The following is a 24,055-nucleotide window of genomic DNA, read 5'->3' as shown; positions in this document are numbered from 1 at the left end:
GTCAATATTTTCAGTTTTGTTTAAATATACATACAAAAAAATCAATTGAATGGGTAAATATATCAGTTACCATGCAAATAATAACAGCACCCTGCCGCTGTACACTACCTATTGGGTCTAAGACTGTAAAGACAAATATTTTGTGCTTATGCTAACAATTATGTATTGCTAAATCTATATACTTCATCACTTGGTTATGTGCAGCAGTTTCATAGTGTTGGTTCCACCTGTAATTCCGAGTGGTTCTCCGAAAGTCATTATAATGGTATCACCGTAAGATACTACTCCTTCACCTAGTAGGGTGTTTTCCACCTCTCTAATGCACCGGTTGGTATCGTTGGTTATGTTAGGTATAGGAAGAGGGTGCACGTGGCGGAACAATTTCATTTTTCTGCGTGCGGACTTTTCAGGTGACAATGCAAAAATCGGTATACCACTATTTATGCGAGAAATCCACATAGCGGTAAAACCAGACTGAGTTAGAGTTGCGATGGCTTTTACATTAAGGTGATTGGCTGCAAAAAGTGCTGCCATAGCTATAGACTGATCAAGACGTGTAAACTTGCAGTCGGTTACCTGTTTCTCAAACGATGGAGAGCTAAAATGTTCGGCCTCTACGCACACCTTTGCCATGCTAATTACTGTAGCAATAGGGTGTTTTCCTGAGGCTGTTTCAGCAGATAGCATCACCGCATCTGTACCATCCAGGACCGCGTTAGCTACATCAGATACCTCAGCACGAGTTGGAATAGGAGACTCAACCATAGAGTCCATCATCTGCGTAGCAACAATACTGATCTTGTGGTTCAATCTTGCCATTCTAACCATGGTTTTTTGCAACGCCGGTACTGCAGCGTCACCTACTTCTACGGCCAAATCACCACGAGCTACCATTATTCCATCTGAGGCTGATAATATTTCTTCCAATAATTCTATAGCTTCTGCTCGTTCAATCTTAGCAATTAAAAGAGCATCTCCGCCAGACGTTCTCATTAATTGCTGTGCCATGTACATATCAGCAGCACTTTTGGGAAAAGATACTGCTAGGTAGTCCACCCCTATGTTTGCAGCAACCTTAATATCCTCAATATCCTTTGATGTTAGTGCAGCAGCAGATAAACCACCTCCATGTCGGTTTACTCCTTTATGATTTGATAAAATTCCTGCATTTTGCACACGGCACTTAACTAGACTACCATCTATGTTTTCTACTACCATGGTTATCCTGCCGTCGTCTAGAACAAGCATGTCACCTACGGATACTTCCTGCGGCAGTTGAGGATATCCTATATGAACCTGAGATTCGTTGCCAAGGTGATAATCATGTCCGGCATCAAGTGTGAATGATTGCTGTTCTTTTAGTACAATCAGGCCATTTTCGAATTCACCTATCCTTATTTTAGGTCCCTGAAGATCACCTAGAAGTGCTACTTCTCTTCCAAGTTTTTCTTCTACCGATCTGATAATTTGAGCTGTATTTTTATGTTCCTCAGTACTTCCATGAGAAAAATTAAGACGAAACACATCGACACCAGCATCAACAAGTGCCGTTATAGTTTCTTCTGTGTTAGAAGACGGGCCAACGGTTGCAATAATCTTAGTTCTGCGCAACATACACTCCCCACCAGTTATCATTGCATCTCATGGTAGCTTAATAGGGAATATGATGCAAATAAACTATACCTTCTTCAATTATGGTTATTTGAAATCAGGGCATATATTTTAAATGATTTATGATTAATCTCTGTGATGCAATTTATATATGCGATTGTTGATGAATATGTCTTGATAATTGCTGAATTTTTATGGTGAGTTGTTGATCCATTAAGGTAAGTGTATTTTCTCTCTCACATGGTACTTGTAGAGTACGTAGGATAATTATCTACTATCTATGTATGTATATTAAGTTCTAAATTATATTTGTTTTCAGATAGTATATATCTGGATATCATAAATATTTACTTATTGAGCACATTGCAGTAACGCTAATTTTTTATCATGTTTTGTGGTTTAATTTTTTTATTAATTACTATTTTTTTGGATGTTATGCACCAGATAGTTGTAACATCAAATTATTACCACCAGGGAGACATAAAACTGCAGGTATGTGATTATTATTTTTCTAAACAATAATATTTACTTTTTACTATCTTTTCTTATGAATTTAATTTTTCCAGTTAGTATTTTATAGATTTTAATATGTGAATTTTATGTTGATGATTACAATAAATTTCATCCATACTAGGATAAAATTTATTGTGCCTAGTAATGTTTCTAATGCAAGTAAGATCTGTGCTAGATGATGTGATAATAATATGTTTTATATTATTTATTAAATAGTTGTAGTATTTATTTTTCAGCAAATGGTGTGATGATAGTCATATTTGCTTGCAGTATATTAGAGACGGTGGTGATCTCAGGTTTTTGACTTGTAAGTGAGTTTTTGACAATGCATTATATCTCATAGTTTTGGATTTTAATTGGATTTAACACTGGTGTTAGCATGGGTTACTGGTGGTGTAAATTGTTTCCACGGTTAATGCATGTAATTTTTTTATTAATTTCCTAATTGGCATTGATTTGGTTGATTGTTTTGCTGTTGAATATTATTTCACAGCTATGTAATGATGGTTTGCCCATATTTTTTCAAAAGAACGCCTGGAAAGGTTTTACATCATATTTTATTGTCGTCAATATTTCCTATATTATCTTTGATGGTAGTATCAGCTGATTGTAAGATTGTCTTATCAGAATACATTTTTTCTTGTTTTATGGAAAATTATATTTTAGATGTTGTAATTGAGGAGGGGTAATTTTTTGAGATAATGTTCATTTTTTTAACTTCAAAGTGGTAATAATACTTATCTGTACTGTTTAATGGTCAATTTGTTATTGTTTATTAATTATATGCATCATTTATCTGTGCAGTTGGTTATAATTTTATTTATTCGCAGATATGCTTACTTGTCTACGATTTACGGTTGATGTGATTTTGCTTAATGCTGTGGATTATTGTTTACTTTATTTTTTATACTTTCTGAGAGGTGTGTAATGAAGATGGCTCAGGAGTTACGCGTTGGTAATGTGATTCTTGTTAAGGATAGTCCTTTGGTTATTCAACGAGCTGAGTACTACAGCCCTGGATGTTTGGCCTCTGTTGTGAAGATGAAGCTCAAGAATTTGTTGACTGGTGCTATCTCTGAGACCGTATATAAGGCTGACGATCGTCTTCAAGTGGTTATACTGGAGAAAAGACAGTGCATTTTCTCATACCGACAGGATGACATGTACGTTTTTATAGATGAAAAATATAATCAATATGAGATTTCTGTTTCTGATCTATCTAATGTTGTTCATTTTCTCGTGGAGGGGATGGATTGTTCGTTGACTTTTTTTAATGATTTGGCTATTTCTGTTGAATTACCTCAGACCATTGTGTTAGAAATCACTTATACTGAGCAAGTAATTCGTGGGGATACCACAGGTAAGCTGATGAAAATGGCTACAATTTCAACCGGTCATGAGCTTCAGGTTGCCTCTTTTTGTGAAATTGGTGACAGAATAGAAATCGACACCAGGACCGGCGAATTCCGTCGACGTGTTAACAATAGCATTTAAGGAGCATTATGTCTTCTGCATCAAAATGGGTGGCGCTGGATTTTGAGCGTCCGCTGCTTGAGTTGGAGGGCAAAATTGATGAGCTTCGCTACATGCAGGGTGGTTCTGCTGTTGATATTTCTGAGGAAATAGATCGATTGCAGAAGAAGGCTGATGTTTTGGCTAAGCAAATTTATAACCAGCTTACTCCCTGGCAGACTACTCAAGTGGCTCGTCATCCTAGTCGTCCGTACACTATGTACTACATTTCTGCCATTTTCGATGAGTTTGAAGAATTGCATGGTGATCGTCATTTTTCTGATGATTTATCCATTGTTGGTGGTTTGGCCAGGATTTCAGGTAGGTCTGTAATGGTGGTAGGTCATCAGAAAGGTAGAGATACCAAGGAGAAGGTGTTAAGAAATTTTGGGATGACTCGTCCGGAAGGATATCGTAAGGCTTTGAGGTTGATGAAGTTAGCTGAGCGCTTTAGTTTGCCGGTTATTACCTTTGTAGATACTCCTGGGGCATATCCCGGTATTGATGCAGAGGAGCGTGGACAGTCAGAGGCTATTGGCAGGAATATATATGAGATGTGTAATTTGAGTGTTCCCATACTGACTACTGTTATTGGTGAGGGTGGATCAGGTGGTGCTTTAGCCATATCAGTGGCTGATGTTGTTATGATGTTACAGTATTCTGTATACTCCGTTATTTCTCCTGAGGGTTGTGCTGCCATCCTGTGGAAGGATCAGAATCGAGCTGATATAGCAGCTGAAAATTTAGGCATAACTGCTGATTGTTTGAAATCTATGAAGCTTATTGACAAGGTTATACCGGAGCCACTGGCCGGGGCTCATAGAGATCCAACTAAGATGGCTACGATTCTTAAGAAATCTTTGATTGATTCCCTTAAGGACTGCGGCAAGTACAGCATAGATGCCTTGAAAGAGCGGCGCATGCAGCGATTGGTTAACTATGGGCGATTCAAGACCAAATCTTAGTATGAGTTTTGTTTTATAATTTCTCTCATTTTCCTGCACACATTCTGCATGACATGTATGTTGTGTATTCCTGATAAGGTGTTGTACATCGTTTGTTTGCTTTTGAAAAGGTAGTGAAGGTAAGATCTACTATAGTTTCTACATGTTGTGCATGAGCAATCTTCCAGTATTGGTCGCTCGTCTCTTGCGTATTCCCCCTTTTTTATTAGTAATCTTCCTTCTGCTATGTTTTTTGTGTCGAATGTTACCCAATCATCCTTGATTTTTGGGTGTCCGTGGTAAAGTGCCCCGTGTCTTGCATTTCTTGTTGGAGCTACGCAATCAAACATGTCTATTCCTCTTTTTACCACTGCGATTAAATCACAAGGGTTCAGTCCTACTCCCATCGTGTACCGGACTTTGTTTGTTGGTAGTTGTGGCATTATCCAGCTTATTATTTCCTCGGTGGCATTCATGTCAGATCCAATTACTTCTCCACCGATTGCAATACCATCTGTTTCCATATCTAGGATGAATTGTGTTGATTGTTCTCGTAAATCGCGAAAATACCCCCCTTGAATGATGCCGAAGAACGCCTGATGGTTTCCATATTCGGAAAATGGCTGGTACTCATGCGTTTCCCGGGATTCAGAAAGCCAGCGATGAGTTCTGTTTAGTGCTCTTAATGATTCCTCACGATTATCAGAGTGAGTTGTGCACTCATCAAAAGCCATTATTATGTCTGCTCCTATGATTTTTTGGGTCAATATGGAGGTTTTGGGAGAGAGATTAATTATTTTTCCGTCGTTCTGTTGAAATCGTGCCCCTGTATCGTCTATACGGCATTTTTTAGGTGATTTTTTCGATATACTAAAAACCTGGAATCCACCGCTATCGGTTAACATAGGGCCATTCCAGTTCATGAATTCGTGCATCCCTCCGCAGATGCGTATTGCATCCATGCCGGGGGAGTTTAGCATGTGGTATGTGTTGCCGCCAAGTATTATAGTCGTGTCAGTATTTTGTAAGTCTTTTTGCTGAATTCCATTTATAGCTGCTCGAGTTCCTACTGGCATGAAAGTAGGTGTTTCAAATTTACCATGGGGGGTAACTACTTCCATTATCCTAGCTGGAAGGCGTTTGTGTTGGTAAAGCACAGTAGATCTAAATATTGTAGCCATAGAACTCGATACTAAAATTAAAAAATTGTAAAAATATATACCAAGTTTAACTATCACATAATAGGTGTAGATAGTAAATAATAGATTTTAAAAAATTACTGGAATTAACTACTAAAAAATATGACTAACTTTACGCCTATGTTGGTTCCTTGAAGATGGAGAATGAGATGTCATGTAATTCCCAGCCGAAAGAATCTTTCTCTTTAGGAGAGTTCCCAGATGAAGTCAGTAGCAGCACCTTCCGTCTCAATATGTCTGATGATATTAAGGTTAGCTCGTTGGAGGAGTGTTTGAATTCAGTCGCTATTTTAGGAAATCTTGTAGACAGTACAGTTGATGACTGCAGATTTTCTATATCAAAGAAGTCTCGTGACATTATTACTCATATTAATTCCATAAATGATATTTTGATGCAGATTGGTCGTATCAAGGAAAAAAGTGCGTATTTTGCTGGGAGTCTTGTTTTGGCAATACATGATATTGAGTGCCAGTTGATAGAAGCGTTGAATAGATTCCGTAAGATTGATTTTTTAAAGGGCGTGCATATAAGTCAAAAGCCTAGAATGGCTCTGCAAAAAAAGAAGACTTTAGATGAAATTACTGATAGGTTGAGAATTTTTCGTGACCGTTCCTATATTATTTTGGGACGTAACAGTAGCAACCGTGGTGAGAGTTATAGGTGTTTCGTTTCTGAAGAGGAAGTAATGAATTCTATTAATTCGGTGTTAGGTGATTTGTTTTGCCACCGCGGACGTAGTGTTAAAAGGCACGTCACTCCTATAGTTGTATGGGTTTTAGTTTGTCGTAAACTAGGAAAATCATTGCAAGAGCTCCCAATGAAGGTGACACATCATCATTACATAAATAACATGATTAGCCGCAATATGTAATGGAGATGAGATGATCACCTCCATTATACTAACGGTATTCATTTACTCTTACCATCTGCTTGAGATGGAGGACTAAATAATGGATTATCACAATGGCATTTAACTAGCCGATATTATTTTTTAGTTAATTTTTCTTTTTCCTATGAAGAATGGGTGCTCTCTTCGATACGTTCATACTCATTAGGGAAATAAGTTCTTAGTATCAATTCTTGTCCGAATAATGTTATTTGAGATCCTATCATGGCTATTGCAGAGGTTACCAATAACTGATCCAGAGGGAGGTCGTTATCCCCCAATTCTTCATCCTCTAATGAAGAATACTCAATTAGCTTGCTAATAATGGATACCTGTGAATACGAAGAAAGTGCGGATCCTATTCCCATACAAGAAATAGCGAACGCCATTTTTGTAAACATACATAGGCCTGATTTTAGTTGTGATAACTTTCCCAATATGCTGTTTTTTTGAGAATTGGCATTTCTATTTTTTCTCAATCTAATGATAGCTTTTCTAATTTGTTCTGAACTGATAGATTGACTAGGATGCAAATCACTAGCCCCACTGGCTGTTCCAGCTCTTACCATATAATACCCCCCTATTTATTAGTTTATCAAATACAATGCTTATAAATCTTTTGTATTAGCACTTGTCGTATCGTTATGTTTTTGAGACAAATCAGAGAGTCCTATCATTAATGCCGATATAGACATTATAAAAATTGCTATGAATGTTTGAACAATGATCCTAAATTTATTTTCCTCAGAGTAGTGATATACCTGCTGATAAATAGAGCTTGCATATATTCCAACCCCAATTGATGACAACCCAAATCCTATCAATCCGCAGGGATGACCGGTAATTATTTTTCTCCATTTAGGTGATTGTGTGTGATTTTCTTGAGTATGATTAACACGTGGTGACACATTTGTTTCTGGATGCCGTATGTCTGCCACGGGGTTGGCATCTGCATCCAGGAGCTGAGACAATTCCACCTTAATTAATTTACTGCTTTCAACTTTTACTGCTTTTCTTATTGCATTCTTACCTTTCTTATTACCCCTATTATGCAAAGACGCTCTACCATAGCTTGCTCTATTTATCATAATTTCCTCGTGAGATACACCCACCTCTTGATCTCTTAATTTACTATGCTACATAACTGTTCTTATTGCCACAACTTATGTTTGTAAGGATCAGGGTACGATTACTGTCTACAGCAACTGGGATTCTAAGGCAACGCATTGGAAATAGTCAATACAAACATTGGTATTTATATTTATGTAAGTTTTTATCCAAGATCGTATTATTTATTACCACCTCAGATTAGCAAATAAACTTTATCCTTTGTAGATATAAAAAACTACTTGTCATTTTGTATCAATAATAGTTATTAAGTTTTAACCTCATATATTTAATGGATGAATTTCATGTATTCTACACCCTGCTGTAGTAAGTATGAATGTACATTTATAAAGTGTACATTTCACCAATTTTTATTTAACAACAGATAGTTAACTTATGTGGAGATTTAGTGTAATTTGTCAATAGTAGATGTCAATTATAAATCATTATTTGCTATACAAACAGACATAAGAAACTGTTATTCCCGTTTATTGATTTTAAGATTTAGTTTTATTTCAAGGGAATAATTGTTTATTTGTTCTGCATCATATTTTGATACATGAGTGAAGTTCCAACCTCAAGTATCTTAGAGAAGATCTTACTATTTCATCCCTAAAATATTTATCACAGGTAGCAATTTTGTCTCTATCTATTATTACGACGTCATTACTTAACAAAAATTTCTCTATTATTCCTTTTAGGTATTCCTGTGCATCGAAGAAAAATTTTTTCAACTCGTTGGAGTAAGGATTTTTGTTTCCTGTCTCACGTTCACCAAAAATAGTGGAGCAAGGGTAGGGGGTTGTTTTGTCATTTTCACCAAAAATTTCAACTTTTCCTGAGTATAATAGCTCTTTCAGTGATATTATTAAGTCATCTGTGGCATGAATAAGAATTGAATTTAGGACTTTAGCCTCATGATAAAACATGGTATTTCCTAGAAAGGTACTGAACGCAAACGACATGCAGCATTCCTCATTCTGGCCTATATTGTGAAGTATATCGATGGATTTTGAAAGAATATCAGTATCTTCTTCCATATGGCTACAGTACAGATCCGTAAATTCGGCAAAGGGTGTTTTTTTTGCATCAAAATGTGATGAAAATTTGTTCTCAAAATATTCTTTATATTGTTTTTTTTCATGGAATTCACAAATCATATTTGAGATGTATTTGATTAATTTTGAAATGTTATTTTCTTCAAGCAAAGCACTTCTAGCTTTTCTAAGTATGATTGTTCTAAGATTTCCATAATTGTTACTACCTGTATTAATTACGTTTCCTACTTCTTTTCCCGCATAGAAACGTACTGCTTTTTCAATTTTACTACTTATAAAGGACGTAGTTATGCTTCTAGTCTTCACAAACGGAACATTTAGTTTGATTCTAGAAATTACTGACAAGAATAATTTTTTCTCGGATATAGATCCGCAAGACAGCTCAGCTAATTTATTTGCAAACAAACTGAGAGAGACATTAATGATTGATCCAAATTCATGATCAATCATGAATTTCCACTTTTTATAGTAGGGAATAAAATCTGGATTATGAAGTAATGGTGATAGTTCACGCATTACGAGATCGGTACTTCCGTACCTGTAATATTGTTTTTCTTTGACTATGGATAATAGTGACTCATTTAGAGTTAGATTGCCAGCAGAAAGTGCGTCGCAAGGTTCCGCCTCTTCATTCTGAGTCGTGGAACAAGAATACGCACAATCGCACGATGAGGTAGGTTGAATAATCATATACATACACACATAAGAAACCCACGTGAAACATTTTCAAATAATGATATAACTCTAACTGCAGAGTTAAGTTATCCGTCCAAATGAAAAAATATTCCAAGACGTTACCATAGTATCTACTTTTGAAAAGGAAGTCTTTCATATTTATTATTTATGCATAAAAAGGTATGTTGTGATTTACTTATAATTTAATCACCGCGTACTACTTACGTAATGAAAAAATTGTGACTCACATTCATGATAAATTCGTGTAGGCATGGATTGTATTCCTAGTTAAGTTTGAACAGGGGAGTTTTTTCCTAGAACCTAATATAAGTATAAGTTTTTTCTTCAAATATTCTGCGGAGCAACATAATATTTTTTTCATAAAACTTTCTTTACATAGAGTAACCATATTATTTTCTACTACTATGGTGTCACTCTCTGTCAAAAATTTCTTAATCTTATCTTCTAATTCTTTTTGTGATTGCATGATAAATTTTTTAAACTCATCAGATAATTTTGGTCCGATATTATCTTCATTTTCATCTTCTGAGTCATTTGTGATGAATAATTCAGTTTTTGATGATAATTCATGTAGTAGTCTTTTTGAGTAGTGTGTTGTTAGAATAACAATATCCCTTAATGGTCCAGATTTATTTCTCATTATCATTTCACCAAAAAATTCATCAAATGCAAATGACATCCAACATTCTTCGTCTAGTGCTAAATCATCAAATATTTCAACAAACCTTGATATTATGAATGAGTAATTTTCTTTTATATGACTGCGATAGAGATCGACAAATATAGGGAGGTGATTCATTTCCATGTGTTTTTTAAGTTGCCGCATTTCATCGAATTCACTAAGTCTGCTAGATATAATACTTACCAACTCTAATGAATTGTCTTTTTCAAATATGCTTTCTTCCACTTTTTTGGCTATTAGTTTCTTAATCTCATCATAATTTCTAGAATCATTTTTAACTAGGTCTATTATTTCTTCTTTAACATATTCAGATACTACTTTCATAACTTTTTCATTTACAAATTTTATTGTTAAGTCATTAAGTCCTGTAAACGGATAAATCCATCCTGTTTCCATAGAAATAGCAGATAAAAATTCTTTTTTTTCTCCCAGGATCCACTATTAATTTCAACCAGTTTATCTGCAAATGAAGCAAGAAAGGTATTAATCATCTGATTAAATCCTATTTCAATTTTTGACTCCCAACGTTTACAATTGGGGATAGGTACGGCTTCAATCAGTGGAGGTGTGAGCGGGTTGTTGATGCTCCTGAAAATTTCATTCATTTTAATTATTTCTAACAAGATATCAGTATTGATATTGGCAGGAACAGGATCTTTGCAAATCTGATTTTCATTTTTTATTTTTGCGTCGTAATCATAGGAGCATGGAGGAGAAAATTGGTTAATCATGATGTACTTAAATAAAGCAAAAATATTCGTAAACATAAATGAAGTAACTAAGATGGTATCAGGTCAATTAAAGTTTTCGTAGTAAGTTTTGTTGTGTTGTTGTGTTGTATATTAGCCCAATATTTATTCACAAATTTTAATGTGTAACTTTTTGTTTTTTATTGCACATTATCACTGCGCAATCTTTCTTCATTTTGGCCATATAATACGAGTTTTTCCTCTAAATATTTCTTGGCGTAGTACAACATTTCACTCATTAAACTTTTATTACATACATCAACTATGTTATTTTCTATTACTAATATATCGTTTTCCGCAAAAAACTCCTTCATACTGATTTCTAATTTTTTTTTAGATTGCATAATGAATTTTTTAAAATCATCAGAGCATTCTACCAGTCCACTACAGTCAAGGTTGAACCCTGTTTCGTGATTTTTATTAAAAAAATCAATTTTATATGACAAATTTTCTAATGAGAGTATTGAAGAGTGCACGTTTTTATGTATAATATACTTTATGTCTCTAGCATTAGTTTTTATTACCTTTCTGTCAAATAATGTATCAAATACAAATGACATGCAACATTCCTCGTCGTATCCCAGGTCCTCGAACATTTCAATAGATTTTGAGAGTATAGATCCATAACTTTCTGTTAGGTGATTGCGATAGAGATTCATAAATGCAATAAACGGAGCTGTTTTTACATTTAAAGGGATTCTTTCTTCGGTGTGCTGATGTTGTTTTTTATGGAGTTCAGAAATTTTACTGGAGATATCATTTACCAATTCTAATTTATTACCTTCTTTAAGTATATTTTCTTTTACTTTTCTAGTGATAATTTCCTTAAGTTCACCATAATTTTTATTTGTATTATTAGCTATTTTCTTTTTTTCTTTTTCTATATAGATAAATACTATTTTTGATACTTTTATATCTATGAAATTTATTACTAACTCATTGATTATCATAAATGGATAATTGGCCTTTACTCCAGAAATTGCAGATAAAAACTCCATTTTTTGTTCCCAAGACCCAGTATTTATATCATTTAGTTTATTTGCAAATGATAAAAGTGAATCATCAATCATTGATCTGAAATCAAAATTAATTTTTGATTTCCAATTTTTATGATAAATACGGTTAATATTGCTCAGTGACGATGTTCTTTTTAAGAGGACGTCACGTTGGTTACATCCGTGTCTTATATTTTCATTTTTTTTAATTATTCCTAGTAAAATATCAATATTGGTAGATTTTTCGTAAATAGGATTATCCTCCTCTTCTATTTGCGATTCATAATGAGCAGGATAATATGAAGAACAGCCTTGATTAATCATGTATTAAATCATACCCTTTCTTTGAAAGCCATAAGTAAATATTATATATATAATAATTGACCGCGGTCTGAGGCTATCACGGCCATTGAAGTTGCTATAGCAATTTTATCGCAGTGTATAATGTTATAATTTGTTAAAAAGCTATATAAATATTCTCTGTTTTTTTGTTTTGCCTCTATTAAGAATTTTAATTTTTCCCATTAATAATAGTGTTTTCCTAAAAGTTTGATAAGATAATTTATTGACGGTATGATTTTATATTATGTTTTCTATTAAATGTATTACTATTAATAAATACAGATTAATTATTTGCAAAATAAATTAAGTTAGCCATTAATTCCTTGTTTTTGTATTTGCTAATGATACGAACTACAATGCTTACAGTTTAAATGTCATGATTTAAAGTATTGCCGCTAATGTAACGACATCTATTTCTTATTTGTCTTAAATATAATCTAAGTTCTTTTTCTAAGTGCTTCGTAGCGCAATACGATATTCTTTTTATAAAACTTTCATTACAGGTGGTAATTACATTGTTTTCGATCACGATGATATTATTTTTCTTAAGATGATTATTTATCCTATCTTCTAGTTCTATTTGAGATTTTGTAATGAATTTCGCAAAGCAATCTTTATATTCTAGGACATTACTATATCCATGGGTATATCTTGTTTCATCCTCAGTACTAGAAAAATTAATTCTTCCTTCAGTGTCCAAATCGTTTAATAATATTTTAAAATAATGCTCTGATATATATATAGTATTCCTTAGTTTTTTGGATTCGTTACCTATTATCATTTCACCAAAAATCGAATCAAATGCAAATGACATACAATATTTTTCATCTAATACTAAATCTTCAAGAATATCAATAGATTTTGAGACAATGAGGTCATAGTTTTCTGAGATATGATTGCGATAAAGGCCCATAAATGTAGCAAAGGGAATTTTTTTTAAATCGAAATGGAATGTAAGTATTTCTTCAATATTTCTTTCTTCATGAGATTTTAAAATCTTGCTTTGGATGGCGTTTATCAACTCCAACTTATTATCTTCTTTAAGCATGTTTTCTTCCAATTTTTTGGCTATGATTTTCTTTAGTTCATCATAATTCCTTTGCTTATTTTTATCTATCTCTTTTATTTCTTCTTCTACACAACAAAGCACTACTTTTGCAACTTTTTCATCTACAAAACTTATCATTAAATTATTAATCATTTTAAATGGATAATTAGCTTCTATTTCTTGAGAAATAGCAGATAAAAATTCTATTTTTTGCTCCCAAGAGCCACAGTTTATTTCATTTATTTTAATTGCAAACGAAGAAAGTGAATCATCAATAAGTGATTTAAAACTATCATTAATTTTTGATTTCCAATTTTTGTGATTAGGTATATGTCCAACATCTGGCATTGATGATGGTCTTTTTAAGACATCATCTTTGCAGTAATATTTGTACCTAGTACCTTCATTCATTTTAATTATTTTTAGTAAAGATTCCATATTGATATCGGTAGAAGTAGATTCTCTACAAGTAGGGTTTTCTTGAATTTGTAATTCACAATATGCACAGTAACATGAATGATTGTATTGATTAACCATGTATTAATTACACCTTATGTGGAAAACATAACTAAAAAAATAGCCAAGCATAAGGATTGTATCACGACAATTAAATTTTATGTAGTAACTGTTTTATATTATAGATGATCATAAAATAGAATCTTGATTTTAATATGAGTAACTTTTGATTTTTATCATAAGGAATACCTAATAAAGTACGATTACTGATATTATTTTTTAACAATTATAATGACCACATATTAATTGATTAACCTGTTAAATAGATGATATCTATTAATAAAATCAGCACCAAATCTGAATTAAGTGTTTTTTATTTTCTTTACTGGAGTTTGATGTTTTTCTTCCTCTTTTGTATTAGATTTATGATTTCTGCTTCATGTTTTATATTCAGCAAAAGACTTAAATATTCCAATTATAATAATAAGTTATATATCTTGATTTAAATTTTAATTACACTTGTTAAGTGTAATATGATGGTAATTTTGACATAAATATTTTGTTAAAATAAGTAACTATGTACTCACTAATGATGAAATAATACTACTGCGCCCAGAAAATATTTCGTAATTTCTTATTATGTATGAGATAAGTTTTTTCTTTAGGTATTTGGCAGAGTGACGTAATATATTTTCCTCAATTTCTCTGCTGCAAGTAGTAACTATGTTTTCTTCAATAACTATAGTATTTGTTTCTAGAAAGTACCTTTTGATTTCTTTCTTTAGTTCTTTCTGGGATTGTACAATAAATGATGTAAGCTCATCAGATCGTTCTATCATATTATTATAATCACATTTATTTATCCCTGTATCTTTTTTTTCATATTCATTAAAAAAATTAATTTTTCCTGAGAATACTAAATTCTTAATCAAGTATTTTGAATTAATTGCTAAACTATATTCATGTTTGTACAAAATATTACGTAATTTTTCCGCTTCATTGCTAATTATCATTTCTCCAAAAAATGTATCAAATGCAAATGAGATGAAGCATTTTTTATAGTGTCCCAGATTTTCAAAGATTTCAATAGATTTTGACATTATGAAATCATAACTTCCTACCAGATGACTGTGATATAGATCATAAAATATGGTAAAAGAATCTATTTTTACACAGGAGTAATTAAATTTAATTTTATACTTAAGATATTCGTATTGCCCTTTGTGGAGTTCATAAATTTTTTCGGAAATTGCGTTTACAAATTCCAATTTATTGTTTTCATCGAACAAATTTTCTTCTGCCTTTTTATGGATAAATTTTGTTATCTCATTATAATTTTCATTGTCGCTATTTGATAAGTCTTTTATTTTACTTACTGCCTGCTTAGCAACTGTTAGCGCAATTTTTTTTTCTACAAAATTGGTTATTGAATCATTGATCATTTTAAATGGGTAATCGATTCCTATTTTTTCAGAGATAAAAGATAAAAAATATTTCTTTTCTTCCCAAGATCCACAATTTGTTTCATTTAGTTTAATTGCAAATGAAGTAAGAAAATTATCAATAATCAATTTAAAATCTTCACTAATTTTTGATTTCCACTTTTTATAATTAGGATGACGTCTGATATCCTTCAGATTGGATGGTATTTGCCCTAATATATCTTGTCTTTGTCCGTATGTTTCTTGTAGGGCCCTCGTATTCGTTTTGATTATATTAAATAAAGTATCTACATTTATATTGGTAGAAGTAGGTGTAGGAGTTACGAAAGCTATTTTAGCTTCTTCTTTTGTCTGTAGATCGTAGTGTGGAAAAGAACACGAAGGCAGGGAGTGGTTAATCATGTATTAATTACACCATATATGAAAAATATATATAAAACATAAAATCTACTCGAAGCGACCAATGCTATCACAGTAATAAAAGTAGATGTAGGAACTGTAGTGTGTTATAAAAGTTATTTTTTAACAGGATATGAATTTTTCTTTGGGCGATTATTTTATGATTAATTCGTATATCGTTTATTTTTTATCGTACGTCTTAATAAGAAGAAATTATTTTTTATTAAATTATTAGAATAAGTTATTATTCCTCTATAAATAGTCGTATAAATAGCTATATGTTTTTATTTTTTATTCAATTTTTCCTGTGTTTTCGCCGGTATTAATTGTTAGTAATTTAGGAAAAATTCATAATCTTTAATTAAATAATGATTTCTGCATTTTATTTTATGCTTACTAAATACAGTGAGGACGAAGATATATTTTGTCATTGTGCCGGTAAATTTTTTAATTTTTCTTAGTGGTAGTAATTTTTTGGGTATTCTTGTTGTGTCATTTGTATTGTAATGTATAATTGAATTTTGATAGTGATATGTCATTTTAAATTATTTTTTAACACTAATTTGTTTAAGGCTATTAAATTTTATTAATTATAGATTAAATAATTTTTATACAATAATTCATAAGTTGCTTTATGAAGTTCATTTTAAGATAACCTAAGACCTAAGTTTTGAATTTTAGCAATAGTTTTTTGTTTATCTTAATTTCCTATTTTTATGACAATAACTGCCATTGATAGACATTTATATGTATATAGCATGAAAATGTTACTGCATTTGTAATTATTTTCATAACGGTCATAACTTTTTTATATATGATGGAGAAATTATTATAAATTTTTTCTAAAAATCTATAATAGATGCTCTAAGTTCTTTTTCTAAGTGTTTGGTAGAAGAACTTACTATTTCTTTCATGATTTTTTTATTACATACAGTAACTACATCTTCAATAAGTATAATATTATTTTTTGTCAAGTATGATACAATTTCACATTCTAATTTTTTTTGTAATTCCACAATAACTTTTGTAAAATCTGTATAGTATTCTCTTGTGCTTCCATATATATGGTAGCCTTTTCCTTCGTATTCACTAAAAAATTCAATTTTTCCTGAAATGAGTGAGTTTTCTAGTAATTTTTTTAAATCATATGCAATTCCATGTGCAGTATTTTTTATTACAATACTAAGTATTTGTTTAGATTCATTACGTATTATCCTTTTTTCAAAAATGGTATCGAATACAAATGATATGCAACATTCTTTGTCATGGCCTAGATTATCAAATACACTAGTAGATTTTGATATTATGAAGTCATAACTTTCTGTTAAATGTTTTAGATATAGATCGAAGAATGCAACAAATGGCATTTTTTTTGCATTGAAAGGCAATTTAATTTTTTCCTCAGTACATAATTTTTCATGAGATTCAGTGATTTCACTAGAGATACAACTTATCAATTCTAATTTATTATCTTCTTTAAGTAGATTTTCTTTTACTTTTTTGGGGATAATTTCATCAAGCTCGTTATAATTCCTAGTATCATTGTTAGATATGTCTTCTATTTCTTTTTCTGCGTAACTAAGTACTACTTTTGAAATTTCTCTATCTGTGAACTCTATCATTAAATCATTAATCATTTTAAATGGATAGTAAGCGGCTATTTCTTTAGAAACGGCATATAAAAAATCTTTTTTTTCTTCCAAGGATCCGCAATTTATTTCATCTAGTTTCTTTGCGAAGGAGATTATTGAAGATTCAGTAATTGATTTAAAGTAATCATTAATTTGTAATTTCCACTTTCTATGGTTACTAGGAGACATATCTCGTAACGATTTTTTTGTAAAGAAATGAGAGTTATTTTTGTAAGCTTCATATCTATAATATGCTGTTGCTTCAATTACTTCTAGGAGCGGATTTCCACTGATATTGTCAGGTAGGGGGTCGCAGATTGGGGCATCTGTTTTTTTAGTTTCTAAGTCATAACATTCATAAGAAGTTGAAGGAAGTGATCGGTTAATCATATGGATTTAGTTGCACCTTATGTAAATACATCTAAATGTGTGTAAAATACGAATGCAATTCCAACGGTAACGTGATCATAGTAATCGAAATTGATGTGATAATTATTGATAGAGTTAGTACGGCCCTAGTTTATATTTAGCCATATGATTATAGTTAATATTTTATATTGATTTCCAGGAATTAAGTCATGTTATTTTTATTATTAAGTAACATTATGGGTGTATATTTTTGTAATATTTACAGACGATATTTTTATTTAATAACTTCCTTCACATGTGAAGGAAATTATTTGATTGTAAAAGTTATATTGCTTAATTTCAATCTAATACTGACATTATCATTGTTATCACCTACTATGATTAGTAGAATCGTGATTAATGTTCTTCTATAAAGATATAGGATAAGCTTGTTTCAAAAACATTATTTGTATTGTTACTTTTGGAAAATATTAAATTTCTTTAAATTGACTATTGCTCTAGGGTTGATTTAATGAATTGCACTTTCTGATTTTATCACAATAGCAAGATGCTCTTTGAGTTTTACTATTTATAATTATAAAATAGGTGATTTTATTGTTTATTTTCACTGATGATAATTTTACCCCGATCTAAAATTTAATGTTATTTAAAGCAGTAATTTTATAAACAGGATGCATTTTTACTCGCAAAACTGTTTTTTATAACATTGCTTGAGAGTGATTCCAAATTGTATCTAATTGCGATTGTAAAACTTGAGTTAAATAACTCATGTTGACATACAAATTTAACTCATTTTGATATATCCAGATGAGTTATCTGTTTGATAAATAATGTAAGATTTTTCATTGAATATTTAGCGGCATAATGTGATATTCTTTCTATTGACTTTTCGTTACAAATACAAACTTTATTATCTTCGAATATGACAGTATCATTTTGTTTTAAACAATCAACAATGTTTTCCCCTAGTTTTTTCTTTGATTTTGAAACAATGGTTTTAAAGTCATCATATAATATTTTATACCATCCTTCCTTTTGTTTATTGCCTTTTGAAATTTCATCTCTTTTTGATGAAATTGATTTTCTTATTAATTCTTTTGAGCAATTTATGCTATCTCTCACAATGCTATTTAGGATGCAAGCCCTGTTATGTATTATCATTTCTCCAAAAAATCCATCAAATGCTAGTGACATACAGCATTCTTTATCATACTCCAGGTCTTCAAATATCTCAACGAATTTAGATATCATGTGGTCATAGTTTTCTGCTAGATGACTACGATATAGGTCAAGAAATGCCATAATAAATGGTTTGACTTCTATATCATGAACATTAAGGTAGTGTATTAATTTTTCCTCAATGAATTGTTTTTTATGGAAATCAGTAATTGCAGTGGATATGTTATTTATCAATTCTAATTTATTGTTTTCTTTAAGTATGGTTTTTATTGCTTTTTGTTGTATGATTTCCGTAAGACAGTCATAATTTTTGGATTTGCTATTTGATATATATTTTATTTTTTTTTGTGAATACCTAGTAACTGTTTTTACGACCTTATTTTCTATAAAATTTGTCATCAAGTCGCTAATCATTTTAAATGGGTAAGCAATTGATATTTCCCTAGAAATTACAGATAAAAAAAACTTTTTTTCAGCAAATGATCCATAATTTTTTTTATTTAGTTTTCTTGCAAAAGAAAAAAGAAAACTATCAACTACTAATTTAAATTCTCCATTAATTTTTGATTTCCACTTTTTATAGTCGTAGGTTAGTCTGATATCCCTAATCGGTACTGGCTCAATATCACATGTATATCCGCATCCGTAATATTGCTCTCTGATCAACCGATTGCATTTAATGGTACTCAATAGCTTGTCCATGTTGGCACCTGAAGGAGTATCATTTTCATCTTCTTTTGCCTCTTTTTGTAGGTAATATGATTCGTAAGAAGGCGTTGCAACATACGGATTAATCATGTATTGGCCCGTGCTTCATGTGACAAATGTACTTAAAACCAAGTATATGGTATCATTTAGGCTAAATTTAATTTAGTAACTTCATTTTCCACTAATGCTAATAATCTAACATAAAAATAGTATGATTGACGCTAGTAATTTTGAGTTTTATCGTAAACAATGCATGGCAAGCTGTAATTAAATAATAAATAAAAATTATAAGGATGAATTTATTTAATGATTTTAATAAATTACTTTTGTGAAAAAAATTAACTGCCCTTAATTAGTAATGACTACAGAAGCTCCGTTTTATCAAATATGAATTATCATGTGTTAGTAACACTACTAAATTTTTTAATTTTACAGCGTATTTTTAAGAATTTATGAAACACAAATGGTTAGTTGATATATATCATTAATTGTGCTTCATAATTTTAAATGGACAAATGCTTGCTGTTATTCCATAAATTACATATAAAAATACTTTTTATTCATAGGAATAAAATTTGTGAATCTATTAAATAGAATTGCGATTATTTATAATTAAAATTTTTTACCTGACTTACGTAGTGATCGCAATCAACTTAATATTAAGGTTATACTTAGTATCATTTATTTTTGATATTATTTTTATTTTAGGATTATCTACTATTATAACAATTAGCATATGACTTGAGTTTTTCCTCTAGGTACTTCTTAGAGTAATACAACACTTTTTTCTTAGAACTTCCTTTGCAAACGGTGATTATATTATCTTCTATGATGATAGCGAAACTTTTTTCTGTCAAATGCTCATTGATTTTTTCTGCAAGTTTTTCTTTTGATCTATCAAGAAAATCTTTAAAATAAGCATGGTAATTTTCTCTGCTATTCATATATGATCCTGATAATTCAGTTGATCTCAGAGATAATAAGTCTTCTAGTAATAATTGTGATTTGCGTTCTGATGAAAAAATTACACGACGTAATCTATCGGCACAACTATGTAATACCTTTTCTCCAAGAAAAGTATCAAATACAAATGACATACAGCATTCTTTATCATCTCCCAGACCATCAAAGATATCAATGAATTTAGATAGTATATACTCGTAATTTTCTGTTAAATGGTTATTATAGAGGTCTATAAATATAGCAAATGGAATTTTTTTTGTATCAAAATGCTGTAATCTAAGATTTTCTTTAATGTATTCATTTTTATGGAATTCACGTATCTTACTGGAGATATTATTTATCAACTCAAGTTTATTGTCGTCTTTAAGTAAAGTTTCTCTTGCTTTTCTAATTATGATTTTCTGGATGTCATACTGACACTCATCTTTATTGTTAATCAGTGAGTATATTTTGTTTTCTGCAAAACAAAGTACTTTTTTTGAAATTTTTTCATCTATAAAATTTATCATTGAGTCGTTAATAATTTTAAATGGATAATAAGCTGCTATTCTTCCAGAAATTATAGCCAGAAATTCTTTTTTTTCTTCCAAGGATCCACAGTTTATTTCATTTAGTTTTTTTGTAAAGGAGGAAAGTAAAGTGCCAATAATAAATTTGGATTTATTATTTACTTCCGATTCCCATTTTTTATAATTAATAACTTTTCTAATTTCATTCAAAGATGGTGGTCTGTTTAGTCTGTCACAGCTATATCCGTAGCTATTGTTCCTAGTAGATTCTTTTGCTCTAATTATTTCTAACAAATCATTACCATCAGCATTAATACTGGCGTGATTGACTGGTTCATAAACTTGTTTTTCCTCTTCTTCTTTATTTTCTAAATCGTAACATTCATGAGGAAAAGGTGCAATGGACGAGCTAATCATAAATTAACCACTCTTTTTATATAAATACGCCTTACTCAAACAATATAAGAAATATATAAATACACATGTAGTTTAGCGCATGGTATCATAGCAGCTAAAGTTGGGACACTGATTATATTATAGGGATTTATTAATATAAAGCTTTTATATTAATATAATTAACATAAAGCTTTTATAGGGATTAGAAATTTTAGGATTTGTCATGTATTTTTCTTATAAGGTATTGTTCAGAGGTAGTAGTTATTTTTAGCCTATATGATTTTTTCATCATTTGCTTGGTTCAATAATTAATATTTAGGGGTGCTATGTTTTCATAACTTTCCAGTGCGTTTGTAATACTAGCTGTGTTTAACCATATGCTTTAAACTTTACTATTTTAAGGAATTAATATTGAAGTAACGACTGTAGTATAGAGATTAGTCATAAATTAAATTATCTTAGCCTCAATTTCCCCTCCTAAGTATTCCTTCCACTAAATTTTCCTCTAGGCATTTCTTAGAACAGTACAATATTTTTTCCATATTAGTTTCTTTACAATTAGTAATTTCATTATCTTCAATTATAATGGAATATTTTTTTTCTCTTAAACATTCTGTAATTTTTTCTTCCAGCTCTTTTTTGTATTTATCAACAAAAGCTCTAAAACAATCACTATTTTTTTCCATGCTCACCAACATATCAGCTCCAGCAGAAAATAATTCTCGTATTTCCCTCCTTGAATTAGCCCCTACGGTAAAAATAATGTTCCGTAGTTGTTCAGCTTTTCTGGATAGTATTATTGTTTCTCCAAGAAATCTATCAAATACAAATGACATGCAACATTCTTCGTCTTGTCCTAGACTATCAAAAATATTAATAAATTTTGATAACATGTACTCATAATTTTCTGATGTATGATCAATATAGAGATCAATAAATGTAGCAAAAGAATTTTTTTCCGTATCAAAATATGGTACAAGATCTTTTTTAATACATTGATCTTTATGTAGTTTATTAATTTTGTTTGAGATATTATTTATCAATTCTGTTTGATTATCATATTTAAGTAATGCTTCCTTTGCTTTTGTTGTTATCATTTCCTTAATATTAGTACTATATTCACTGATATTAATTAGAGATGGAGACTCTAATTTGAGTTCTACACAACGGAATAATTCTTTTGAAATTTTTTCATTTACAAATTCTATCATTAAATCATTAAGTAATCTAAATGGATAATAAATTGATTCTCCTCCAGAAACTATAGATAAAAATTCTTTTTTTTCTTCCAGAGATCCACAATTTATTTCATTTAATTTTTTTGCAAATGAATTGAGTAAAGTGTTAATAATCAATTTTGATCCATTATTAATTTTTGACTCCCACTTTTTATAGATAAGGACCCTTCTGAGTTCAGTCGAAGATGGTGGTCGATATCTATCAGATTCTTTTGTTTTTATTATTTCTAATAAAGTATTGATACTTACATCAAAGGCAAGGGATGATTCGCAAACTTTTTTTTCCTCTTCTTTATTTTCTAAGTCATCATATTCGTGAGAATATGATGTAGTGGGTTGGTTAACCATAATTTGATTCTTTATTTTTTGTAATATGTTTCATGATTTTTGATTTCAGTTGTTCTTTCGATTGTTTTATAAAACATTCGCGGTATAAATTATCAACTATTAATTTAAATTAACCATTAATTTTTGATTTTCACTTTTTATAGTCGCAGGTCAGTTTGGTATTCCTACTTTGTTCTGGCTTAAAACCAAGTGTATGGTATCACTGCGAATAAGTTTAATTAGTTAATTTAATCTTGCCGTCAATGTTAATTATTTAACATAAAAAATAGTATTATTTGCGCTAGTAATTTTGAATTTTGTCATAAACCTTTCCTGAGAAATTAGTAATTTAACAATTAGTATAAACAATTGCTTTTTTATTTAGGAATATTAATGTTAACGTTTAAGGAGAAGTTTATAATTTTTGATGAAATTTATCAAATTAATAGATGATTGGATTATTTTCTTAGTTCTTTGAGTAAAAGATGCATGGCAAGCTATAATTAAATAATAAATAAAAATTATAAGGAGGCATTTATATCATTAATGATTTTAATAAATTACTTTTTGTGAAAAAAATTAACTGACCTTAACTAGAAATGACTACAAAATCCCCATTTTATCAAATATGAATTATCATGTGTCAGTAACATTACTCAATTGTTTAATTTTACAGCTTATTTTATTTTTAAAAATTCATGAAATACTAAATAATTAGTTGATATATATCATTAATTGTGCTTCATTACTTTAAATAGACAAATGGTTGCTGTTATTCCATAAGTTACATATAAAAAATTACTTTTTATTCATAATAATAAAATTGGTGAATGAACTAACTAGAATCGCAATCATTGATTTTAATTAATGGCAATTAGCTCTTATTTATAATTAAAACTTTTTTGCCTGACTTACGTAGTGATTGCAATCAATTTAATATTAAGGTGATACTTAGTAAGATTATTTTTCCTTCTTTACTTTATAATATCGTAACATCCATGAGGAAAAGGTGCAATGGACGAGCTAATTTTGTATAAATAAGCCTTACTCAAACAATATAAGCAACATATAAATACACATGTAGTTTTGAGAATG

General features: G+C 30.5%; 18 protein-coding genes. 4 read left to right on the top strand and 14 right to left on the bottom strand.

What is annotated here, in order from left to right; all coding sequences use genetic code 11:
- Positions 1-186 precede the first annotated feature (186 nt).
- A complete protein-coding gene (gene pyk / locus Arg41_RS06450; protein ID WP_092343549.1) occupies positions 187-1,614 on the bottom strand; it encodes a pyruvate kinase in 1,428 nt (475 codons plus the stop codon).
- 1,010 nt (positions 1,615-2,624) lie between these two features.
- On the opposite strand from pyk, the gene Arg41_RS08195 reads away from it, so the two are divergent.
- The 3 genes from Arg41_RS08195 to Arg41_RS06435 all read left to right on the top strand — a co-directional run bounded on the left by Arg41_RS08195 (position 2,625) and on the right by Arg41_RS06435 (position 4,601).
- The gene (locus Arg41_RS08195) at positions 2,625-2,813 is read left to right on the top strand and encodes a hypothetical protein (RefSeq protein ID WP_172792678.1); all 189 of its coding nucleotides are present in this window, start codon (positions 2,625-2,627) and stop codon (positions 2,811-2,813) included.
- 238 nt (positions 2,814-3,051) lie between these two features.
- Complete coding sequence (gene efp / locus Arg41_RS06440; protein ID WP_092343547.1) at positions 3,052-3,618, top strand: elongation factor P; 567 nt, start codon at positions 3,052-3,054, stop codon at positions 3,616-3,618.
- Between the two features lie 8 nt (positions 3,619-3,626).
- On the top strand, positions 3,627-4,601 hold the full coding sequence (locus Arg41_RS06435) for an acetyl-CoA carboxylase carboxyltransferase subunit alpha (RefSeq protein ID WP_092343546.1): 975 nt from the start codon (positions 3,627-3,629) through the stop codon (positions 4,599-4,601).
- Here the strand turns inward: Arg41_RS06435 and tgt are convergent.
- Positions 4,598-5,761 (bottom strand): tRNA guanosine(34) transglycosylase Tgt, encoded by a 1,164-nt coding sequence (gene tgt / locus Arg41_RS06430; RefSeq protein WP_092490613.1) that lies wholly within the window; start codon positions 5,759-5,761, stop codon positions 4,598-4,600. The genes Arg41_RS06435 and tgt overlap by 4 nt on opposite strands.
- 167 nt (positions 5,762-5,928) lie before the next feature.
- Here tgt and Arg41_RS06425 point away from each other — a divergent pair, with 167 nt between their 5' ends.
- Positions 5,929-6,651, top strand: coding sequence for a hypothetical protein (locus tag Arg41_RS06425; protein WP_092343544.1), 723 nt, complete (start codon positions 5,929-5,931; stop codon positions 6,649-6,651).
- A gap of 140 nt (positions 6,652-6,791) precedes the next feature.
- On the opposite strand, the gene Arg41_RS06420 is transcribed toward Arg41_RS06425, so the two are convergent.
- The 12 genes from Arg41_RS06420 to Arg41_RS06365 form a co-directional block, all read right to left on the bottom strand.
- Positions 6,792-7,235: a hypothetical protein gene (locus Arg41_RS06420; RefSeq protein ID WP_092343543.1), complete on the bottom strand. Its 444-nt coding sequence runs from the start codon at positions 7,233-7,235 to the stop codon at positions 6,792-6,794.
- A 39-nt stretch (positions 7,236-7,274) separates the two neighbouring features.
- Entirely contained in the window at positions 7,275-7,754 is a 480-nt protein-coding gene (locus tag Arg41_RS06415; RefSeq protein ID WP_092343542.1) for a hypothetical protein, read from the bottom strand.
- A gap of 564 nt (positions 7,755-8,318) precedes the next feature.
- Positions 8,319-9,521 (bottom strand): hypothetical protein, encoded by a 1,203-nt coding sequence (locus Arg41_RS06410; RefSeq protein ID WP_092343541.1) that lies wholly within the window; start codon positions 9,519-9,521, stop codon positions 8,319-8,321.
- Positions 9,522-9,756: 235 nt separating this feature from the next.
- Positions 9,757-10,605, bottom strand: a complete 849-nt coding sequence (locus Arg41_RS06405; RefSeq protein ID WP_172792677.1) for a hypothetical protein — start codon at positions 10,603-10,605, stop codon at positions 9,757-9,759.
- On the bottom strand, positions 10,560-10,940 hold the full coding sequence (locus Arg41_RS06400; RefSeq protein ID WP_092490610.1) for a hypothetical protein: 381 nt from the start codon (positions 10,938-10,940) through the stop codon (positions 10,560-10,562). The genes Arg41_RS06405 and Arg41_RS06400 overlap by 46 nt, the downstream gene beginning before the upstream one ends.
- A 158-nt stretch (positions 10,941-11,098) precedes the next feature.
- A complete protein-coding gene (locus Arg41_RS06395; protein WP_092490609.1) occupies positions 11,099-12,277 on the bottom strand; it encodes a hypothetical protein in 1,179 nt (392 codons plus the stop codon).
- 385 nt (positions 12,278-12,662) lie between these two features.
- The gene (locus Arg41_RS06390; RefSeq protein ID WP_092490608.1) at positions 12,663-13,880 is read right to left on the bottom strand and encodes a hypothetical protein; all 1,218 of its coding nucleotides are present in this window, start codon (positions 13,878-13,880) and stop codon (positions 12,663-12,665) included.
- 494 nt (positions 13,881-14,374) lie between these two features.
- Positions 14,375-15,643, bottom strand: a complete 1,269-nt coding sequence (locus Arg41_RS06385) for a hypothetical protein (protein WP_092343536.1) — start codon at positions 15,641-15,643, stop codon at positions 14,375-14,377.
- A gap of 839 nt (positions 15,644-16,482) precedes the next feature.
- The gene (locus Arg41_RS06380) at positions 16,483-17,661 is read right to left on the bottom strand and encodes a hypothetical protein (protein WP_092343535.1); all 1,179 of its coding nucleotides are present in this window, start codon (positions 17,659-17,661) and stop codon (positions 16,483-16,485) included.
- A 768-nt stretch (positions 17,662-18,429) separates the two neighbouring features.
- Positions 18,430-19,617 (bottom strand): hypothetical protein, encoded by a 1,188-nt coding sequence (locus Arg41_RS06375; protein WP_092490607.1) that lies wholly within the window; start codon positions 19,615-19,617, stop codon positions 18,430-18,432.
- Positions 19,618-20,237: 620 nt separating this feature from the next.
- A complete protein-coding gene (locus tag Arg41_RS06370) occupies positions 20,238-21,416 on the bottom strand; it encodes a hypothetical protein (RefSeq protein ID WP_092343822.1) in 1,179 nt (392 codons plus the stop codon).
- Positions 21,417-21,859: 443 nt separating this feature from the next.
- Complete coding sequence (locus Arg41_RS06365) at positions 21,860-22,981, bottom strand: hypothetical protein (RefSeq protein WP_092343835.1); 1,122 nt, start codon at positions 22,979-22,981, stop codon at positions 21,860-21,862.
- Between the last annotated feature and the right edge of the window lie 1,074 nt (positions 22,982-24,055).

Source organism: Candidatus Ichthyocystis hellenicum, assembly GCF_001460935.1.
Taxonomy (GTDB): domain Bacteria; phylum Pseudomonadota; class Gammaproteobacteria; order Burkholderiales; family 2013Ark19i; genus Ichthyocystis; species Ichthyocystis hellenicum.
This window is presented reverse-complemented; position numbering and strand designations above follow the sequence as displayed.

Excerpts from the sequence above, each read along its gene's own strand:
- pyk (WP_092343549.1), bottom strand. The coding sequence starts at position 1,614 with ATGTTGCGCAGAACTAAGATTATTGCAACCGTTGGCCCGTCTTCTAAC.
- Arg41_RS06410 (WP_092343541.1), bottom strand. The coding sequence starts at position 9,521 with ATGATTATTCAACCTACCTCATCGTGCGATTGTGCGTATTCTTGTTCC.
- Arg41_RS06370 (WP_092343822.1), bottom strand. The coding sequence starts at position 21,416 with ATGATTAGCTCGTCCATTGCACCTTTTCCTCATGAATGTTACGATTTA.
- efp (WP_092343547.1), top strand. The coding sequence starts at position 3,052 with ATGAAGATGGCTCAGGAGTTACGCGTTGGTAATGTGATTCTTGTTAAG.
- Arg41_RS06365 (WP_092343835.1), bottom strand. The coding sequence starts at position 22,981 with ATGGTTAACCAACCCACTACATCATATTCTCACGAATATGATGACTTA.
- tgt (WP_092490613.1), bottom strand. The coding sequence starts at position 5,761 with ATGGCTACAATATTTAGATCTACTGTGCTTTACCAACACAAACGCCTT.
- Arg41_RS06425 (WP_092343544.1), top strand. The coding sequence starts at position 5,929 with ATGTCATGTAATTCCCAGCCGAAAGAATCTTTCTCTTTAGGAGAGTTC.
- Arg41_RS06385 (WP_092343536.1), bottom strand. The coding sequence starts at position 15,643 with ATGATTAACCACTCCCTGCCTTCGTGTTCTTTTCCACACTACGATCTA.
- Arg41_RS06415 (WP_092343542.1), bottom strand. The coding sequence starts at position 7,754 with ATGATAAATAGAGCAAGCTATGGTAGAGCGTCTTTGCATAATAGGGGT.
- Arg41_RS08195 (WP_172792678.1), top strand. The coding sequence starts at position 2,625 with ATGATGGTTTGCCCATATTTTTTCAAAAGAACGCCTGGAAAGGTTTTA.
- Arg41_RS06375 (WP_092490607.1), bottom strand. The coding sequence starts at position 19,617 with ATGATTAATCCGTATGTTGCAACGCCTTCTTACGAATCATATTACCTA.
- Arg41_RS06435 (WP_092343546.1), top strand. The coding sequence starts at position 3,627 with ATGTCTTCTGCATCAAAATGGGTGGCGCTGGATTTTGAGCGTCCGCTG.
- Arg41_RS06380 (WP_092343535.1), bottom strand. The coding sequence starts at position 17,661 with ATGATTAACCGATCACTTCCTTCAACTTCTTATGAATGTTATGACTTA.
- Arg41_RS06400 (WP_092490610.1), bottom strand. The coding sequence starts at position 10,940 with ATGATTAACCAATTTTCTCCTCCATGCTCCTATGATTACGACGCAAAA.
- Arg41_RS06420 (WP_092343543.1), bottom strand. The coding sequence starts at position 7,235 with ATGGTAAGAGCTGGAACAGCCAGTGGGGCTAGTGATTTGCATCCTAGT.
- Arg41_RS06405 (WP_172792677.1), bottom strand. The coding sequence starts at position 10,605 with ATGGAAACAGGATGGATTTATCCGTTTACAGGACTTAATGACTTAACA.
- Arg41_RS06395 (WP_092490609.1), bottom strand. The coding sequence starts at position 12,277 with ATGATTAATCAAGGCTGTTCTTCATATTATCCTGCTCATTATGAATCG.
- Arg41_RS06390 (WP_092490608.1), bottom strand. The coding sequence starts at position 13,880 with ATGGTTAATCAATACAATCATTCATGTTACTGTGCATATTGTGAATTA.